The 16,745-nt window shown below is 64.6% G+C and carries 12 protein-coding genes and 2 tRNA genes; 11 read left to right on the forward strand and 3 right to left on the reverse strand.

Features of this window, described 5'->3' with window-relative positions; all coding sequences use genetic code 11:
* Window positions 1–28 precede the first annotated feature (28 nt).
* Together NG697_RS02840 and NG697_RS02845 are read left to right on the forward strand one after the other, a co-directional pair.
* Complete coding sequence (locus tag NG697_RS02840; protein ID WP_248760260.1) at window positions 29–523, forward strand: ribose-5-phosphate isomerase; 495 nt, start codon at window positions 29–31, stop codon at window positions 521–523.
* Window positions 523–1,443 (forward strand): Fpg/Nei family DNA glycosylase, encoded by a 921-nt coding sequence (locus tag NG697_RS02845; RefSeq protein WP_252613581.1) that lies wholly within the window; start codon window positions 523–525, stop codon window positions 1,441–1,443. The genes NG697_RS02840 and NG697_RS02845 overlap by 1 nt, the downstream gene beginning before the upstream one ends.
* 59 nt (window positions 1,444–1,502) lie before the next feature.
* Here the strand turns inward: NG697_RS02845 and NG697_RS02850 are convergent.
* Window positions 1,503–1,576: transfer RNA gene (locus tag NG697_RS02850), tRNA-Gly, on the reverse strand.
* A gap of 148 nt (window positions 1,577–1,724) precedes the next feature.
* Between NG697_RS02850 and NG697_RS02855 the strand changes: the two genes are divergently transcribed.
* From NG697_RS02855 to NG697_RS02880, 6 genes are all read left to right on the forward strand, one after another.
* Window positions 1,725–1,799, forward strand: a tRNA-Pro gene (locus NG697_RS02855).
* Between the two features lie 85 nt (window positions 1,800–1,884).
* Window positions 1,885–3,270: a trigger factor gene (tig, locus tag NG697_RS02860; protein ID WP_252613583.1), complete on the forward strand. Its 1,386-nt coding sequence runs from the start codon at window positions 1,885–1,887 to the stop codon at window positions 3,268–3,270.
* 224 nt (window positions 3,271–3,494) lie between these two features.
* A complete protein-coding gene (locus NG697_RS02865) occupies window positions 3,495–4,118 on the forward strand; it encodes an ATP-dependent Clp protease proteolytic subunit (protein ID WP_248764136.1) in 624 nt (207 codons plus the stop codon).
* 36 nt (window positions 4,119–4,154) lie between these two features.
* Window positions 4,155–4,814, forward strand: coding sequence for an ATP-dependent Clp protease proteolytic subunit (locus tag NG697_RS02870; protein ID WP_056340578.1), 660 nt, complete (start codon window positions 4,155–4,157; stop codon window positions 4,812–4,814).
* 179 nt (window positions 4,815–4,993) lie between these two features.
* Window positions 4,994–6,274: an ATP-dependent Clp protease ATP-binding subunit ClpX gene (gene clpX / locus NG697_RS02875; RefSeq protein WP_056340575.1), complete on the forward strand. Its 1,281-nt coding sequence runs from the start codon at window positions 4,994–4,996 to the stop codon at window positions 6,272–6,274.
* A 67-nt stretch (window positions 6,275–6,341) separates the two neighbouring features.
* The gene (locus NG697_RS02880; RefSeq protein WP_252609479.1) at window positions 6,342–6,956 is read left to right on the forward strand and encodes a mycothiol-dependent nitroreductase Rv2466c family protein; all 615 of its coding nucleotides are present in this window, start codon (window positions 6,342–6,344) and stop codon (window positions 6,954–6,956) included.
* A gap of 313 nt (window positions 6,957–7,269) precedes the next feature.
* Here NG697_RS02880 and valS read toward each other — a convergent pair whose 3' ends face one another.
* The gene (gene valS, locus NG697_RS02885) at window positions 7,270–9,888 is read right to left on the reverse strand and encodes a valine--tRNA ligase (RefSeq protein ID WP_252599532.1); all 2,619 of its coding nucleotides are present in this window, start codon (window positions 9,886–9,888) and stop codon (window positions 7,270–7,272) included.
* A gap of 82 nt (window positions 9,889–9,970) precedes the next feature.
* Between valS and NG697_RS02890 the strand changes: the two genes are divergently transcribed.
* The gene (locus tag NG697_RS02890) at window positions 9,971–10,729 is read left to right on the forward strand and encodes an SDR family oxidoreductase (protein ID WP_141140833.1); all 759 of its coding nucleotides are present in this window, start codon (window positions 9,971–9,973) and stop codon (window positions 10,727–10,729) included.
* On the opposite strand, the gene NG697_RS02895 is transcribed toward NG697_RS02890, so the two are convergent.
* The gene (locus tag NG697_RS02895) at window positions 10,726–11,736 is read right to left on the reverse strand and encodes an endonuclease/exonuclease/phosphatase family protein (protein WP_252613585.1); all 1,011 of its coding nucleotides are present in this window, start codon (window positions 11,734–11,736) and stop codon (window positions 10,726–10,728) included. The two genes, NG697_RS02890 and NG697_RS02895, sit on opposite strands and share 4 nt — an antisense overlap.
* 215 nt (window positions 11,737–11,951) lie before the next feature.
* On the opposite strand from NG697_RS02895, the gene NG697_RS02900 reads away from it, so the two are divergent.
* Window positions 11,952–13,004: a glycerophosphodiester phosphodiesterase gene (locus tag NG697_RS02900; protein ID WP_083510487.1), complete on the forward strand. Its 1,053-nt coding sequence runs from the start codon at window positions 11,952–11,954 to the stop codon at window positions 13,002–13,004.
* 399 nt (window positions 13,005–13,403) lie between these two features.
* Entirely contained in the window at window positions 13,404–16,742 is a 3,339-nt protein-coding gene (ileS, locus tag NG697_RS02905) for an isoleucine--tRNA ligase (RefSeq protein ID WP_252613587.1), read from the forward strand.
* Window positions 16,743–16,745: the final 3 nt, after the last annotated feature.

Below are 16,745 nucleotides of genomic sequence, written 5' to 3' on the forward strand. Positions count from 1 at the left end.
CCCGGCGCCGAAACGAACGGATATTGCTGTGACTTCTTCCCCTGCCTTCCCGCGGGTACACATCGCCACCGACCACGCAGGCATGGAACTCAGCGCCCACCTGGTCAGCCACCTCACGGCCAAGGGCTACGACGTGGTGGACCACGGCCCCAAGGAATACGACGCCCTGGACGACTACCCGTCCTTCTGCATTAACGCAGCGCTCGCCGTCGTCGCTGACCAGCAGGCAGGAATCCACGCCCTGGGCATCGTCCTGGGCGGCTCGGGCAACGGTGAGCAGATCGCCGCCAACAAGGTCAAGGGGGTCCGCGCAGCCCTCGCCTGGAACCACTCCACCGCAACTTTGGCACGCGAACACAACGACGCCAACGTGGTGGCCGTTGGCGGCCGCCAGCACACTGTCGAGGAAGCAACCGAACTGATCGAGGCGTTCCTGGCTGAGCCCTTCAGCAATGACGAAAGGCACGTCCGCCGCATCGGCAAGATCGCGGCTTACGAAACCACCGGCGAGGTCATCGAGTAGTGCCCGAAGGGCATTCAGTCCGCCGCCTGGCGCAACAGTTCGGGGACGTCTTTACCGGGGAATCGCTATCCGTGAGCAGCCCGCAGGGCCGGTTCGTTGCCGGCGCAGCCCTGCTGGACGGCCAGGTCCTGACGGATTCGCGCGCCCACGGCAAGCATCTCTTCCTGCATTTTGACCACGCTGTGGTGCTGCACGTCCACCTGGGGCTTTACGGGGCCTGGGACTTCGGCGGCGACGCGACCTTCAGCGGGGCCTCCAGCATCGGTGCCCCGCGGAAGATCGGGGAGCGCGAGGTTTTCGAGGACCCCGAAATTACCGACGACGCCGGGATGGTTGAGTACGCGGGACCTCCCGAGCCCCGCGGCGCCGTGCGTGTCCGGCTGGTCAGCAAGCATGGCTGGGCGGACCTCCGCGGTGCCACCACTTGCGCGGCTATCACCGAGGCAGAAGCCCGGGCCGTCCTGGCCCGGCTGGGGCCGGATCCGCTGCACAACCATCCCGCGGACAGGACCCGCTTTGTGACGGGCCTTTTGTCCCGCAAGACGTCCATCGCAGCGCTGCTGATGGACCAGAAGGTGATTGCCGGCGTCGGGAATGTCTACCGGGCCGAAGTGCTGTTCCGGCAGCGGCTGGATCCGTGGCTGCCGGGTACTGGACTCTCCAGCAGCGCCGCCGGTCTGTTGTGGGACGACACAGCCGCAGTAATGGCCGACGGCGTCCGCGACGGGCGGATCATCACCACACCGCCGGTGTATTGGGAGCCGGATAACCGGGAACCGGGGGCGCTCCTGCCCACGGGCGGCGACGCCCACTTTGTGTACAAGCGCGAAGGGCAGCCCTGCCGGGTCTGCGCCGTGCCGGTGGCCATCGCCGAAATGGTGGGCCGCAAGCTCTACTGGTGCCCCGGCTGCCAGCAGTAGCCAACCCCAGCCGGCCAAACAAAAAAGCAGGGCCCCTCAGCTGAGGGGCCCTGCTTATATGGAGGGGACGACGGGAATCGAACCCGCGTAATCAGTTTGGAAGACTGAGGCTTTACCATTAAGCTACGTCCCCGGAAAAATACAGCTCAGCTGTTGCGTCGGGCTGCTCTGCGTTTCTTCGGGCTGGCTGTTGAAGCCGGATACAACTAAACCTAATTCATGCCCCACGTGTCAAATGTGCAAAGAACGCCCGGATGACCGTAGACTTGCCTGTGCACTTACGGGGTGTAGCTCAGCTTGGCTAGAGCACCTGCTTTGGGAGCAGGAAGTCGCAGGTTCAAATCCTGTCACCCCGACTCTGCGGCTCGGGCCGTGCAAGCGGCCCGGGCAGAAAAATGCGTTTGCAGAAACCCATCCCACAAACCCAGGAGTACTTAGACCGTGAAGAGCGCTGTCGAGAACCTCACCCCCACGCGGGTCAAGCTCAATGTTGAGGTCCCTTTTGAGGAATTGAAGCCCAGCATCGACGAGGCATACAAGACTGTTGCTTCGCAGATCCAGGTCCCTGGCTTCCGTAAGGGCAAGGTCCCGTCCAAGCTGATTGATCAGCGCGTTGGCCGCGGCTACGTCCTGGAGACGGCCATCAATGAAGGCCTCAACGGCTGGTACCAGGCTGCAGTCCAGGAATCCGGCATCCGCCCCCTGAGCCGTCCCGAGGTTGAAATCACCGAAGTTCCGGACCCCACTTCCACGGACGGGGAACTGAAGTTCCACGCCGAGGTTGATATCCGTCCGGAGATCGAACTCCCGGACTACGCCGGCATCAAGGTCGAGGTAGCCGCAGCGGAGTCCTCCGACGAAGACGTTGACAAGGCCCTGGATGAACTGCGCGGCCGCTTCGGCACGCTGAAGTCCGTGGACCGCCCGGCCGCCGATGGCGACTTCCTGACCATCGACATCACCGCCACCATTGACGGCGCCGACGTTGATTCCGCGTCCGGCCTGTCCTACCAGGTGGGCACCGAAACCATGCTCGAGGGCCTGGACGAGGCCGTGACCGGCCTCAGCGTTGACGAGGACGCCATCTTCGAAACCACCCTGGTGGGCGGTGACCACGCCGGTGAGTCCGCCCAGGTGAAGGTTGTTGTCAAGGCCGTCAAGGAGCGCGAGCTTCCCGAGGCCGACGACGACTTCGCCGAGTTGGCCTCCGAGTTCGACACCCTTGCCGAACTCCGCGAGGACCTGGCCAAGCAGGCCGCCGACTCCAAGGTTGTTGAGCAGGGCGTAGAGGCCCGGGACAAGGTCCTGGACAAGCTCGTTGAGCTCATTGCGGTTCCGGTTCCGGACTCTGTGGTCGACGAGCAGGTCGACGCGCACTTCAAGGAGGGCAACGGCCACGGTGAAGGCGAACACGACACCGAGGAGCACCGCGAAGAGGTCAAGGCCAACACCGCCCGCGCCTTCCAGAACGAAGTCATCCTTGACGCCATTGCCGAAAAGGAAGAAGTCAACGTCAGCCAGGCTGAGCTGATCGACTACATCGTCAGCGCCGCCAGCCAGTACGGCATGGACCCGAACCAGTTCGCCCAGATCATCGATCAGAGCGGCCAGGTTCCCATGATGGTTTCTGAGGTCCGCCGCCGGAAGGCACTGGCCGTTGTCCTGGGCCAGGCCACCGTGACCGACACCGAGGGCAAGACCGTTGACCTCAGCGACTTCGTCCGCCCCGGCGGCGAAGAAGAGGCTCCCGCCGCTGAGGCTGCTGAAGACACCAACGCCGAGACCGAGGCCACCCCGAGTGACGACCCGGCAGCCGTGAAGTTCTAGCACGCCCCTGGCAGTGCGACTGAAGGCAGCCCCCGGACCTATTGGTCCGGGGGCTGCCTTGGTTAACGGGCTCTCGCAGGGATCGTGCGCCGTCAGCGAACAGCGCGATTCCCGCGAACAAATCGGCCACCAAACCGGTTAGTGTCCAAGTAGTGAAGTTCAGTGATGTCACCGTCACCAGCGAGAGGTAAGTACACATGTCACAGCACGCAGAGGCCCCCCGGATGGCGACTGTAGATCCGGCCAGCCAGGACAACTACATCTACAACCGCCTCCTGAAGGAGCGCATCATCTGGCTGGGCTCCGAGGTGCGTGACGACAACGCCAACGCCATCTGCTCGCAGCTGCTGCTCCTGTCCGCCGAGAACCCGGAAAAGGACATCTACCTCTACATCAACTCTCCCGGCGGCTCCGTGACCGCGGGCATGGCCATCTATGACACCATGCAGTTCATCCCGAACGACGTCGTCACCGTCGCCACCGGCCTGGCAGCCTCCATGGGCCAGTTCCTGCTCTCCTCAGGCACCAAGGGCAAGCGCTACGCCACCCCCAACGCCCGGGTCCTGATGCACCAGCCCTCCGGCGGCATCGGCGGCACGGCCTCGGACATTAAGATCCAGGCCGAACTGATCCTGCACATGAAGAAGGTCATGGCCGAACTGACCGCGGACCAGACCGGCCAGTCCGTGGATACCATCCTCAAGGACAACGACCGTGACAAGTGGTTCACCGCGCCTGAAGCCCTCGAATACGGCTTCTTCGACAAGATCGCGGCCCACGCCGGTTCCGTCTCAGGCGGCGGCGGAACCGCCAACGCTACCTCCGGCGAGTCAGCCTCCGAGAAGTAACCCGGCACTTAGAACACTTAGATCAGGAGCAACAAAATGACTTACAACTTCGGATCGACTGCCGGTAATCTTCCGACCAGCCGCTACGTCCTTCCCCAGTTCGAAGAGCGCACGCCTTACGGCTTCAAGCGCCAGGACCCCTACACGAAGCTGTTCGAGGACCGCATCATCTTCCTCGGCGTCCAGATCGATGACGCCTCCGCTGATGACGTCATGGCCCAGCTGCTGGTGCTCGAGTCCACCGACCCGGACCGCGACATCACTCTCTACATCAACTCCCCGGGCGGTTCCTTCACGGCCATGACCGCGATCTACGACACCATGACGTACATCCGGCCGGAGATCCAGACCGTCTGCCTCGGCCAGGCCGCCAGCGCCGCCGCCGTGATCCTCGCAGCCGGCACCCCGGGCAAGCGCCTGGCCCTGCCCAACGCCCGTGTCCTGATCCACCAGCCGGCCCTCTCCGGCGGCCAAGGTGGACAGGCCTCGGACCTGGAGATCCAGGCCGCGGAAGTTATGCGCATGCGCGCTTGGCTTGAGGACACGCTGGCGCACCACTCGGGCCGCACCCCGGAGCAGGTCAACAACGACATTGAGCGTGACAAGATCCTGACCGCCGCCGAGGCCCTGGATTATGGCCTCATTGACCAGGTGCTTGATTCCCGCAAGATGAAGCCGCAGGCAATCACCAGGTAGCCAGCCTCTTCGACGGCCGGTGCGGTCCAGTAATTTGGGCCGCACCGGCCTTCGCTTTCCACCCTTGGACGCAATTGTGACCTAGAGTGGAAGATGTCACGGCCGGTCCTCCCAGGCCCGCCACGATTCCAGCAACGGTGCACAGCTGCCTGGCAGCAAGATACTAAAGGGGTTCACATATGGCTCGGATTGGCGAGAGCACGGATCTGCTGAAGTGTTCTTTCTGCGGAAAGAGCCAGAAGCAGGTGCGCAAGCTCATTGCCGGGCCCGGTGTCTACATCTGCGACGAATGCATTGAGCTCTGCAACGAGATCATTGAAGAAGAGCTCGCGGAAGTCGCCGATCTGGGAAGCTTCGAGCTGCCAAAGCCCCGCGAGATCTTCGACTTCCTGCAGGAATACGTCATCGGCCAGGAACCTGCCAAGCGTTCCCTCGCCGTCGCCGTCTACAACCACTACAAGCGGATCCAGGCCGGCCACGCCCCCAAGAGCGGCAGCCTCGCTGAGGGCGGCCACCACGACGACGTCGAAATTGCCAAGTCCAACATCCTCCTGATCGGCCCCACAGGCTGCGGCAAAACCTACCTTGCCCAGACCCTGGCGCGGCGGTTGAATGTTCCGTTTGCTGTTGCCGACGCCACGGCACTCACCGAAGCCGGCTATGTGGGTGAGGACGTGGAGAACATCCTCCTCAAGCTCATCCAGTCGGCCGATTACGACGTCAAAAAGGCCGAACAGGGCATCATCTACATTGACGAAATCGACAAGATTTCGCGCAAAAGCGAGAACCCCTCCATCACACGGGACGTCTCCGGCGAGGGCGTGCAGCAGGCCCTCCTGAAGATCCTCGAAGGAACCGTGGCCTCCGTTCCGCCCCAGGGCGGACGCAAGCACCCCCACCAGGAATTCATCCAGATCGACACCACCAACGTGCTGTTTATCGTGGCGGGCGCCTTTGCCGGGCTGGAAGAGATCATTGGTTCGCGTTCCGGACGCAAGGGCATCGGCTTCGGCGCCCCCCTCAACGACGCCAGCAATAAGGTGGACTCCTACGGCGAAGTGATGCCCGAGGACCTCCTGAAATTCGGTCTCATCCCGGAATTTATCGGCCGCCTGCCCGTGATCACCACAGTCTCCAGCCTGGACCGCGACGCCCTCATCCAGATCCTCTCCACGCCGAAGAACGCGCTGGTCAAGCAGTACCAGAAGATGTTCCAGATCGACGGCGTGGAACTCGTTTTTGATGACGACGCCCTCAACGCCATCGCCGACCAGGCCCTTGAGCGTGGCACCGGTGCCCGCGGCCTGCGCGCCATCATGGAAGAAGTGCTGCTCCCGGTCATGTTCGACCTCCCCAGCCGCGAAGACGTGGCCAGCGTGGTCATCACCGCTGACGTTGTCCTCAGCAAGGCCGAGCCCACCCTCATTCCGCACGTGACCAAGCGACGCAAGTCCGCCTGACACGTCCACCACCCCGCCCGACACTTCCGCCTTCCCTCCCGCACGCCCAGGAACAGAGGACTCATGCATGACTGAAACAACCATCAACCAGGCCGATTTCTGGTTTGATCCGCTGTGCCCGTTCGCCTGGATCACGTCACGCTGGATCGGCGAGGTCGAGGCTGTCCGCGACATCAAAACGGTCTGGCATGTGATGAGCCTGTCTGTCCTGAACGAGGGCCGGGACCTGGAACCCGCGTACCGCGAGGCCATGGACAAGGCGTGGGGTCCGGTCCGGGTCGTCATCGCGGCCCAGGAGCAGCACGGCGACCACGTGGTGAAGCCGCTCTACGACGCCATGGGCATACTGATTCATCAGGGCGGGGAGAAGGACTTCGGCGTTGTCATCAGCAAGGCACTGGCTGAGTGCGGACTCCCGGCCAGTCTGTCAGACGTTGCCACCACGGACGCCTTTGACACCCAGCTGCGGGCCAGCCATGAGGAGGGCATCTCGCTGGTGGGGCACGACGTCGGCACGCCGGTTGTTGCCTTCAACGGAGCCGCTTTCTTTGGCCCCGTGCTGACCCGCATCCCGCGCGGCGAGCAGGCGGGCCTGCTGTGGGATGCCACCGTCACACTGGCCTCGTACCCGCACTTCTTCGAGATTAAGCGCAGTCGCAGCGAACGTCCCGAATTCAACTGACGCAGACAGCAAAGAGCCCCGGACGAACTACTCTGATGTAGTTCTTCCGGGGCTCTTGCGCATCCCAACCGTCGGGACAACAATGGATCTTACCCACTTCGAAAGAAGCGGGACGCAGGAACCAAAGATTCAGTGATATGTATCCGACGCAGCCATCGGCAAAGTCAGATACAAGCTACCAGTGACGAGGTAGGAAGACCTGAAGATCCAAGGATCCTGCCAGACCATCAAAGACGTCACCAGGATGGCCGAAAAGTCGAAGCCCCACCAACGGCAAAACGCTGATGGGGCTTCCCCTTTGCCCAAAAACAGGTCAGGCCTTGGGCTGTTCCTCCGGAGCGGCCAGCACGACATCGCTGACGGTCAGTTCGCCGTCGCCTGCCACCAGGGTCAGTTCGCGGGCGTTCGAGGCTGCCTTCAGGTCGCCAAGTCCGGCCTTCAGCTGCGTGGTCAGGAATTCCGACGCCGTGATGGTGGCGGAGAGGACCTCGGTGCGCTGCTTGACCTTGGCCTCGGACTTGGCCTTGCGGACACCGCTCAGGGCCGTGCCAACGGTGGCAAGCAGGGTGGTGTCGCCGTCCACGTCCACTGCGGTGGGCCACTGTGCACGGTGTACGGATTCGTTGCGCCACCAGCCCCAGACCTCTTCGGTGGCGAAGGGCAGGAACGGGGCGAACAGGCGCAGCAGCGTGTCCAGGCTGGTGGCGAGAGCTGCCAGCACGGAGGCCTGCTCAGCGTCGCCGGCGGCACCGTAGGCGCGGTCCTTGATGAGCTCCACGTAATCGTCCGTGAACTGCCAGAAGAAGCTCTCGGTGATCTGCAGGGCCCGGGCGTAATCGTAGTTCTCGAACGCCTTGGTGGACTGGCGCACCACATCGGCCAGCTGGGCCAGCACCGCGCGGTCCAACGGGTTGGTCAGCACCGAGAGATCGGTGGAGACCACGGAATTCTCCGTCGCCCCCAGGTTCAGGACGAACTTTGAGGCGTTCAGCAGCTTGATGGCAAGGCGGCGGCCGATCTTCATCTGCGCGATCTCGTACGCCGTATCCGCGCCGAGCTTGGCGGACGTGGCCCAGTAGCGGACGGCGTCGGAGCCGAATTCGTCCAGCACATCGGTGGGAACCACCACGTTGCCCTTGGACTTGGACATCTTCTTCCGGTCCGGGTCCAGGATCCAGCCGGAGATGGCGGCATGCTTCCACGGCGCGGCGTGCTGCAGCGCATCAGCCTGGACTACCGAGGAGAACAGCCAGGTGCGGATGATGTCGTGGCCCTGGGGGCGCAGGTCAAACGGGAAGACCTTGGCGAAGAGGTCTTCGTCCCGGCTCCAGCCGCCCACAATCTGCGGCGTCAGGGAAGACGTGGCCCACGTATCCAGGATGTCGGCGTCGCCGGCGAAGCCACCAGGAACGCCGCGCTGGGCTTCGTCGTAACCGGGTGCGGCATCGGCCGCGGGGTCAACCGGCAGCTGCTCGTCCAGGGGCACGATCGGGGCGTCGTACCGCGGGTTGCCCTCGGCGTCCAGCGGGTACCAGACGGGAATGGGCACACCGAAGAAGCGCTGGCGGGACACGAGCCAGTCGCCGTTCAGCCCGGAGATCCAGTTCTCGAAGCGGGACCGCATAAAGGCCGGGTGGAAGTCGATCTCGTGGCCGCGCGCGATCAGGCGGGCGCGGCGCTCTTCGTCGCGGCCGCCGTTGCGGTAGTACCACTGGCGTGAGGTGACAACCTCGAGGGGCTTGTCGCCCTTTTCGTAGAAGTTCACAGGGTGCATGATCTTCTTCGGTTCGCCGTCGATCAGATCTTCGGCGGCCAGGAGCTCCACCACTGTTTCCTTGGCGCTGAAGACGGTCTTGCCGGCAATGTCTTCGTAGGCGGTGCGCCCTGCATCGGTGGTGATCCAGTCCGGGGTTTCGCCGACGATGCGGCCGTCCCGGCCAACGATGGCACGGGTGGGCAGCTGGAGTTCCCGCCACCAGGTGACGTCGGTGAGGTCACCGAACGTGCACACCATGGCGATGCCGGAGCCCTTGTCCGCCTTGGCCAGCGCGTGGGCCTTGACCTCAACCTCAACACCGAAGACCGGGGACGTGACCATCTTGCCGAACAGCGGCTGGTACCGCTCGTCGTCGGGGTTTGCAACGAGGGCGGCGCAGGCTGCCAGCAGTTCGGGACGGGTGGTCTCGACATAGATCTTTTCACCGTCTTCGGTGAAGAACGGGTAGCGGTAGTACGCGCCGGCAACTTCGCGGTCTTCGAGTTCCGCCTGGGCCACGGCCGTGCGGAAGGTGATGTCCCAGAGGGTTGGCGCTTCGGCCATGTACGCGTCGCCGGCTGCCAGGTTGGCCAGGAAGGCGCGCTGGGAGACTTCGCGGGAGGCGTCATCGATGGTCCGGTACGTCAGCTGCCAGTCCACGGAAAGTCCGAGCTGCTGGAACAGGCTTTCGAACACCTTCTCGTCCTCCACGGCAAGTTCTTCACACAGCTCGATGAAGTTCCGGCGCGAGACGACGTCGAAATCGCGCTGGTTCTTGGCGGGCTCCGCCGGAGCCCGGTAGTCGGCGTCGTACGGGATGGACGGATCGCAGCGCACGCCGTAGTAGTTCTGGACGCGGCGCTCGGTGGGCAGGCCGTTGTCATCCCAACCCATCGGGTAGAACACGTTCTTGCCGATCATGCGCTGGTAGCGGGCCAGCACGTCCGTCTGCGTGAAGGAGAACATGTGCCCCACGTGCAGGGAGCCAGATGCGGTGGGTGGGGGAGTGTCGATCGAGTAGACCTGCTCCCGGGTGGTGTCCGGGTTGAACTTGTAGGTCCCTTCGGCAAGCCAGCGCTGCGTGAGGGCAGCTTCGAGCCCCTCAAGGGCGGGCTTGTCCGGAACGTTGATAGGGGCGGTGGAGGGCGTGTCTGTACCCTGAGTGTCTTCAGCCATCTGGCAATTGTTTCATGGCCGGGACTTCATCCGGCGACATCGCTCCAAGCATGCCACCGGCCGGGCCCGTTATGGTGGTGCCATGACTGAAGATTCACTGAACAAGGCAGCAGTAGTAACCGGCGCCAGCACCGGCATCGGCGAGGCAACCGTGCGGGCATTGCGGGCGGAAGGCTGGACGGTATTCGCTGTGGCACGCCGCGCCGAACGGCTGGCCGCGCTGGAAGCTGAAACAGGCGCCGTCGGAATTCCCGCTGACATCACCGAGGACGACGACGTCGCCAGGCTCCTTGCCCGCGTCACCGAAGCCGGCGGCGTGGGGACGCTCATCAACATCGCCGGCGGGGCCCGGGGTGCTGACCTGGTGGGCGAGGCCAACACCGAGGACTGGGAATGGATGTTCCGGGTCAACGTCCTCGGCACCGTGAAGCTCACCCGGGCGTTCCTGCCGATGCTCCGCGCCACCGGCGAAGGAACTGTCCTGAACCTGACGTCGACCGCCGGACTGGTGGCCTACGAGGGCGGCGGCGGCTACAACGCCGCCAAGTTTGCCCAGCACGCACTGACCGGTGCCCTCCGGCTGGAAGAGGCGGAACACAACATCCGAGTCATCGAGGTAGCCCCGGGCCTTGTCCGCACCGAAGAGTTCGCGCTCAACCGCTTTGGTGACCAGGACGCCGCGGAGAAGGTTTACGAGGGCGTGGAGAAGCCCCTGACCGCAGCCGACGTCGCCGACGTGGTGCGCTACGCCGTCAGCGCGCCGCACCATGTCAACCTGGACCAGATCGTGATCCGGCCCGTTGCACAGGCGGCCACCCACAAGCTGATCCGCAAGCGTTAGGGAAGCTGGATCTCCAGGGTGGCGATCACTGCAGCGTGGTCGGTGCCGCGGACCGGGTGGACCGAGTAACCCGAACTTAAAATGTCCGGGCTGGTCACCAAATGGTCCAGAGCCACGCCGGGAAGGCTGTAATCCCGCATCGGCCAGGTGGGGATGAGCCGGCTGCCCAACGCGGTTGCAACATCCACCAGTTTCCGGCCGCCGCCGGCCCCCTCCAGCATCGCGCGGAATTCCCAGTGGTCATATGTCGCGTTGAAATCGCCCGCCAGAAGCGTAGGACCGGCTCCGCTGCTTGCCCGGGCCACAGCTGTAAGGTCACTTCGCCATTGATGAACTGCAATGTCCACGGGCGCGTGCGCGTGCACATTGATGACCGTCAGCCCGGCGCCGGCGCCTGGGTCACTGGTCTCAAGCCGGACAACCGGCATGCTGAACGCTGTGTCAGGGACCATTCCCACCTCCTTGAGCCGGAAAGACGAGTAGACGGCGCTGCCGGCCGCTCCGTTCCGGGGATGGGACACGCGGTGGGGAAGCACGCTGCCCAGGTCCGCCCGCGCCAGCCGCTTCTCCAACTCCGGGCTGTGCTCCTGGACGGTCAGCAGGTCAACATGGTGGTCCCGGACCAGCCGGACGATGGCGGCGCTATCAGCACCCCCGAGCCGGGCATTGAGGTTCATGACTGTCAGCTTCGCCGCGGCTGGAGCATCCGGCCCCCGGACCTGGGGGTACCCTCCCTGCCGGGCCAGGAACACTTCCGGCGGGAACAGCCAGGTAAGCTGTGCGGTCAGCAGGACTGCCGCCGGCAGGATAGCCCAGGCGCGCCGGCTGGGCAGTGTCAGCAACACCGCGGCCGCGGCAAGGAATGCCAGCCACGGCGTAAAGGCCACTACCTGCACCACAAGCGGCGGCCACGGCGCCGGAACGGCGCGGAACCAGGACACCACCACAACAGGGGCCGCAACCAGGCCAGCAGACAACAGCCAGCAGTGGTGTGCACGATGGCCCATCAGGGACCGGAACAAATCGCCCGGGAGACTGTCATGGCACGAGTCTAAAGAGTCGCCGCCCTGGCGTCGCCCGTTGATTGGATCGGCTTTGCGATGAAGCCCAACGTTTACCGTCCAGTCGCACTCCGGCCAGCCCGCTGTGGCCTGACGTTGGCCGCAGGACGGCACTGTAGCAGGCGCAAAACTGCACACCACCAGAGTGGAGATTCCTTCCTATGCGCACCCCGATGAAGCTTGGCGCTGCCGTACTCAGCGCAGCCCTGCTCCTCACGACTTCGGTTCAGGCCCAAGCCGCTGACACGAACCCCAACGGCACGGACAACCATTTTGATCTACAGGCCCACCGCGGCGGACTCGGCCTGACCGTCGAATCCACCCTGGCGTCTTTCGCCAAGGGCCTCGAGACCGGCGTGTCCACCCTGGAACTTGACCTCCAGATCACCAAGGACGGCCGCGAAGTCATCACGCACGACCGCAAGATCAGCAACAAGAAGTGCCTCGATACCGCGCCGGTCACGCCGAACGATCCGCAGTTCCCCTATGTGGGCAAGTACGTCAAGGACTTGACCTTCGAACAGGTCCGAAGCCTGGACTGCGGTTCGCTCACCCAGCCGCAGTTCCCGGGCCAGACGGCGTCTCCCGGCGCCAAGATGCCGACTCTGGCCGAGGTTTTTGAGCTCGCCGACGCCCACCGCGCCAGCCAGGTGAAGTTCAACATTGAAACGAAGGTCGAAGCCGGCGCTCCGGCGGAAACCGCCCCGCGCGAGCAGTTCATCGACGTCGCACTCCGGGAAATCAACGCCGCCCAGATGCAGAGCCGCGTCTCCATCCAGAGCTTCGACTGGGGCTCCCTGCGCCTCGTCCAGCAGCGCGACCCGCAGATCCGCACCGTGGCCCTGACCAACAAGGACTTCCTCCAGGCCGGGCAGCCGGGCAGCTCGCCGTGGCTTGGCGGGATTGACGCCGACGACTTTGGCGGCGACCTCATCGCTGCAGCGTCTTCCCTCGGCTTCGACGCCGTCTCTCCCGTGCACGGCACCCCGCAGAACGGCAAAGTGACCGATCCGGGCTACGTCCCCTACGTCACCGCGGACATGGTGGAACGTGCGCACGCTGCCGGGATGCAGGTCATCCCGTGGACCGTCGATGACCAGCCCACCATGCGGGCGCTGATCGACACCGGCGTTGACGGGATCATCACCGACTACCCGGACCGGCTCCGCGATGTCATGGCTGCTGCCGGGATGAAACTGCCGCGCGGCTTCTAGTACCGGCCCGGGCGCCCAGCCGCCGTCACTGCGTTTCGCTGCCCGGCGGACCGCGCTGTGCTTTCAAGGCAGTGTGCAGTGAAACGCAGTGACTTCTCCGGTAACATCGTCGTATCAGCTTTGACCCGGCCATCACCGGTGAGCTTCCGGAAGAACGCCCCGGCGCAAGGATCAGCACGCGCCAGGGCCGGTAGAACCGGACGGGTAAGCCCGTCACAGCAGTAATGAGCGGCCGGCGCACCAACAAGCTTCCCCCGGAGCATGGTGGAGTGCCGGTAAGTGAGGTGGTACCGCGGTAAGCGTGCAGTCCCAGGACAGCACACGAGCCGTCCTCGCATCCTGAACGGAACCATCCAGCAGCGGCTGAGTGGTTCACCAGCTCAATCCAGGATGTCGAGAATGACGTATTACCCCAAAGCCTCAGCTTCCCCTTCGGCTGCAGTTTCGAGCGGCGCTGCCGCCGGTGTCTCCGCCTCCGTCAAGTTCCCGGAGATCGAAGAGCGCATCCTGAAGTACTGGGACCAGGACGGCACTTTCCAGGCCAGCATCGACCAGCGAAGCGCCGACGCCCCCGGCGGGCAGCCCGGCAGCAACGAATTCGTCTTCTACGACGGCCCTCCCTTCGCAAATGGACTGCCGCACTACGGCCACCTCCTGACCGGGTACGCCAAGGACCTCGTGGGCCGCTACCAGACACAGCGCGGCCGCCGCGTTGAACGCCGCTTCGGCTGGGACACCCACGGACTGCCGGCTGAACTGGAAGCCATGAAGCAGCTGGGCATGACGGACAAGACCCAGATCGAGGCCATGGGCATCGATAAGTTCAACGACGCCTGCCGTGCCTCCGTAATGAAGTACGCCGATGAGTGGAAGAGCTACGTCACCCGCCAGGCCCGCTGGGTGGACTTCGACAACGATTACAAGACGCTCAACGTCGAATACATGGAATCGGTCCTGTGGGCGTTCAAGCAGCTGCACGAAAAAGGCCTGACGTACAACGGCTACCGTGTGCTGCCGTATTGCTGGAAGGACGAGACTCCGCTGTCCAACCATGAGCTCCGCATGGACGACGACGTCTACAAGAACCGCCAGGACCAGACTGTCACGGTGACGTTCCCCATCACGGCAGGGGAGTCGGCGCTGTCGAAGCAGCTCGCCGGCGTCCAGGCGCTCGCCTGGACCACCACGCCCTGGACGCTGCCCACCAACCTGGCGCTCGCCGTCGGGCCTTCCATCACCTACGCCGTTCTCCCCGCCGGACCCAACGGCGTCAAGGCCGCTTCGCCGGACGCGCCCGTCACCGGCAGTTTCCTCCTGGCCGCGGACCTGCTGGCCGCGTACGCCAAGGACCTGGGCTATGAGGATGCGGACTCCGCCGAGGCCGCCGTGACGTCAACCCACACCGGCGCCGACCTGGAGGGCCTGGCCTACCAGCCGCTGTGGAACGACTTCAGCGACGACGAAAAGTACGGGACGCAGAACGCCTGGCGCTTCCTCGTGGCCGACTACGTCACAACAACCGACGGCACCGGCATCGTCCACCAGGCGCCCGCCTACGGTGAAGACGACCAGAAGGTCTGTGAAGAGGCCGGCATCCCGGTGGTCCTGTCCGTGGACGAAGGCGCCAAGTTCCTGCCGCTGTTCAGCCACGGCGACCTGCACGACATCGCCGGGCTTCAGGTCTTCGAGGCCAACAAGCCCATCACCCAGGTGCTGCGGGCCCAGGGCCGCCTGGTCCGCCAGGCCAGCTACGAGCACAGCTACCCGCACTGCTGGCGCTGCCGCAACCCCCTGATCTACCGCGCGGTGTCCTCCTGGTACGTGGAAGTCACCAAGTTCAAGGACCGCATGTCCGAACTGAACCAGGACATCAACTGGATCCCCGGCAACGTCAAGGACGGCCAGTTCGGTAAGTGGCTGGCCAACGCCCGCGACTGGTCCATCAGCCGCAACCGCTACTGGGGCAGCCCCATCCCGGTGTGGCAGTCCAGCGACCCCGAATTCCCGCGCACCGACGTCTACGGCTCGCTCGCCGAGATCGAGGCCGATTTCGGCCGCCTGCCGCTGAACAAGGCCGGCGAGGTTGACCTGCACCGCCCGTTCATCGACGAACTGACCCGCCCCAACCCGGACGATCCCCGGACCCCCGAAGAGGGCCAGTCCGTGATGCGCCGCGTCGAGGACGTCCTGGACGTCTGGTTCGACTCCGGCTCCATGCCCTACGGCCAGGTGCATTACCCGTTCCAGAACGAAGCCTGGTTCGACACGCACAACCCGGCAGACTTTATCGTTGAGTACATCGGGCAGACCCGCGGCTGGTTCTACATGCTGCACATCCTGTCCACGGCGCTGTTCGACCGTCCGGCGTTCCGGAACGTCATCAGCCACGGCATCGTGCTCGGTTCGGACGGGCAGAAGATGTCCAAGAGCCTGCGCAACTACCCGGACGTCTCCGAGGTCCTGGACCGTGACGGCTCCGACGCCATGCGCTGGTTCCTGATGTCCAGCCCCATCCTGCGCGGCGGCAACCTGGTGGTCACCGAACAGGGAATCCGCGACGGCGTCCGCCAGGTCATCCTGCCCCTGTGGAACGTGTACAGCTTCTTCACGCTGTACACGAACGCCGCCAACGGCGGTAAGGGTTACGACGCGAAGCTCCGCTACGACGGGTACGCCGACACCCTGGACCAGTACCTGCTGGCGAACACCGGTGACCTGGTCCGCAACATGACCGCCCAGCTGGACAGCTACGACATCTCCGGCGCGTGCGATGAACTGCGCAGCTACCTGGACATGTTGACGAACTGGTACGTCCGCCGCAGCCGCCAGCGCTTCTTTGACGAGAGCGCTGACGCCTTCGACGCGCTCTACACCGCGCTGGAGACCGTGTCCCGCGTGGCCGCGTCGCTGCTGCCGCTGGTCTCCGAGGAGATCTGGCGCGGCCTCACCGGCGGACGCTCCGTGCACCTGGCCGACTGGCCGGACGCGGACCTGTTCCCGGCCGACGCGTCGCTGGTGGAAGCGATGGACCGCGTGCAGCAGATCTGCTCCACCGGATCCTCGCTGCGGAAGGCCGCAAACCTGCGCGTGCGGCTGCCTCTGCAGGAACTGACCGTTGTGGCACCTGGCGCGGATGCGCTGGGAGGCTTCGCCGCCGTCGTCGCCGATGAACTGAACCTGCGCTCCGTGCGCCTGCTGGACGCCGAGAGCGCCTCCCCGGAGGAGTTCGGCATCGAGCAGAAGCTCGTGGTCAACGCACGCGCCGCGGGCCCGCGCCTGGGCAAGAACGTCCAGCAGGCCATCAAGGGCGCCAAGTCCGGCGACTGGTCGGTTCAAGAAATAAACGGCGTCGCGGGAGTTGTTGTTTCTGGCGGCCTGGAGCTGGAATCCCAGGAGTACACGCTGGAGACCGTGGTGGCAGAGTCCGACGGCGGATCGGCTTCAGTAGCTGTCCTGCCGGGCGGCGGCTTTGTGGTGCTCAACACCGAGGTCACGCCCGAACTTGAGGCCGAAGGGACGGCTAGGGACATGGTCCGCGCCATCCAGCAGGCACGCAAGGACGCTGCACTGAATGTGAGCGACCGGATCCGCACCACCGTCACGGCCGCTCCCGCCGTGCTGGAGGCGCTGCTGGCAAACGCCGAGCTGGTCAAGACCGAAACCCTGACCCTGGAGCTGGCCACAGTTCCGGCTGAGTCAGGCGAACCACGCATTACCGTCGAAAAAGTAGAGGCTTGAGCT

The organism is Pseudarthrobacter raffinosi (assembly GCF_023913835.1).
Classification (GTDB): Bacteria; Actinomycetota; Actinomycetes; order Actinomycetales; family Micrococcaceae; genus Arthrobacter; species Arthrobacter raffinosi.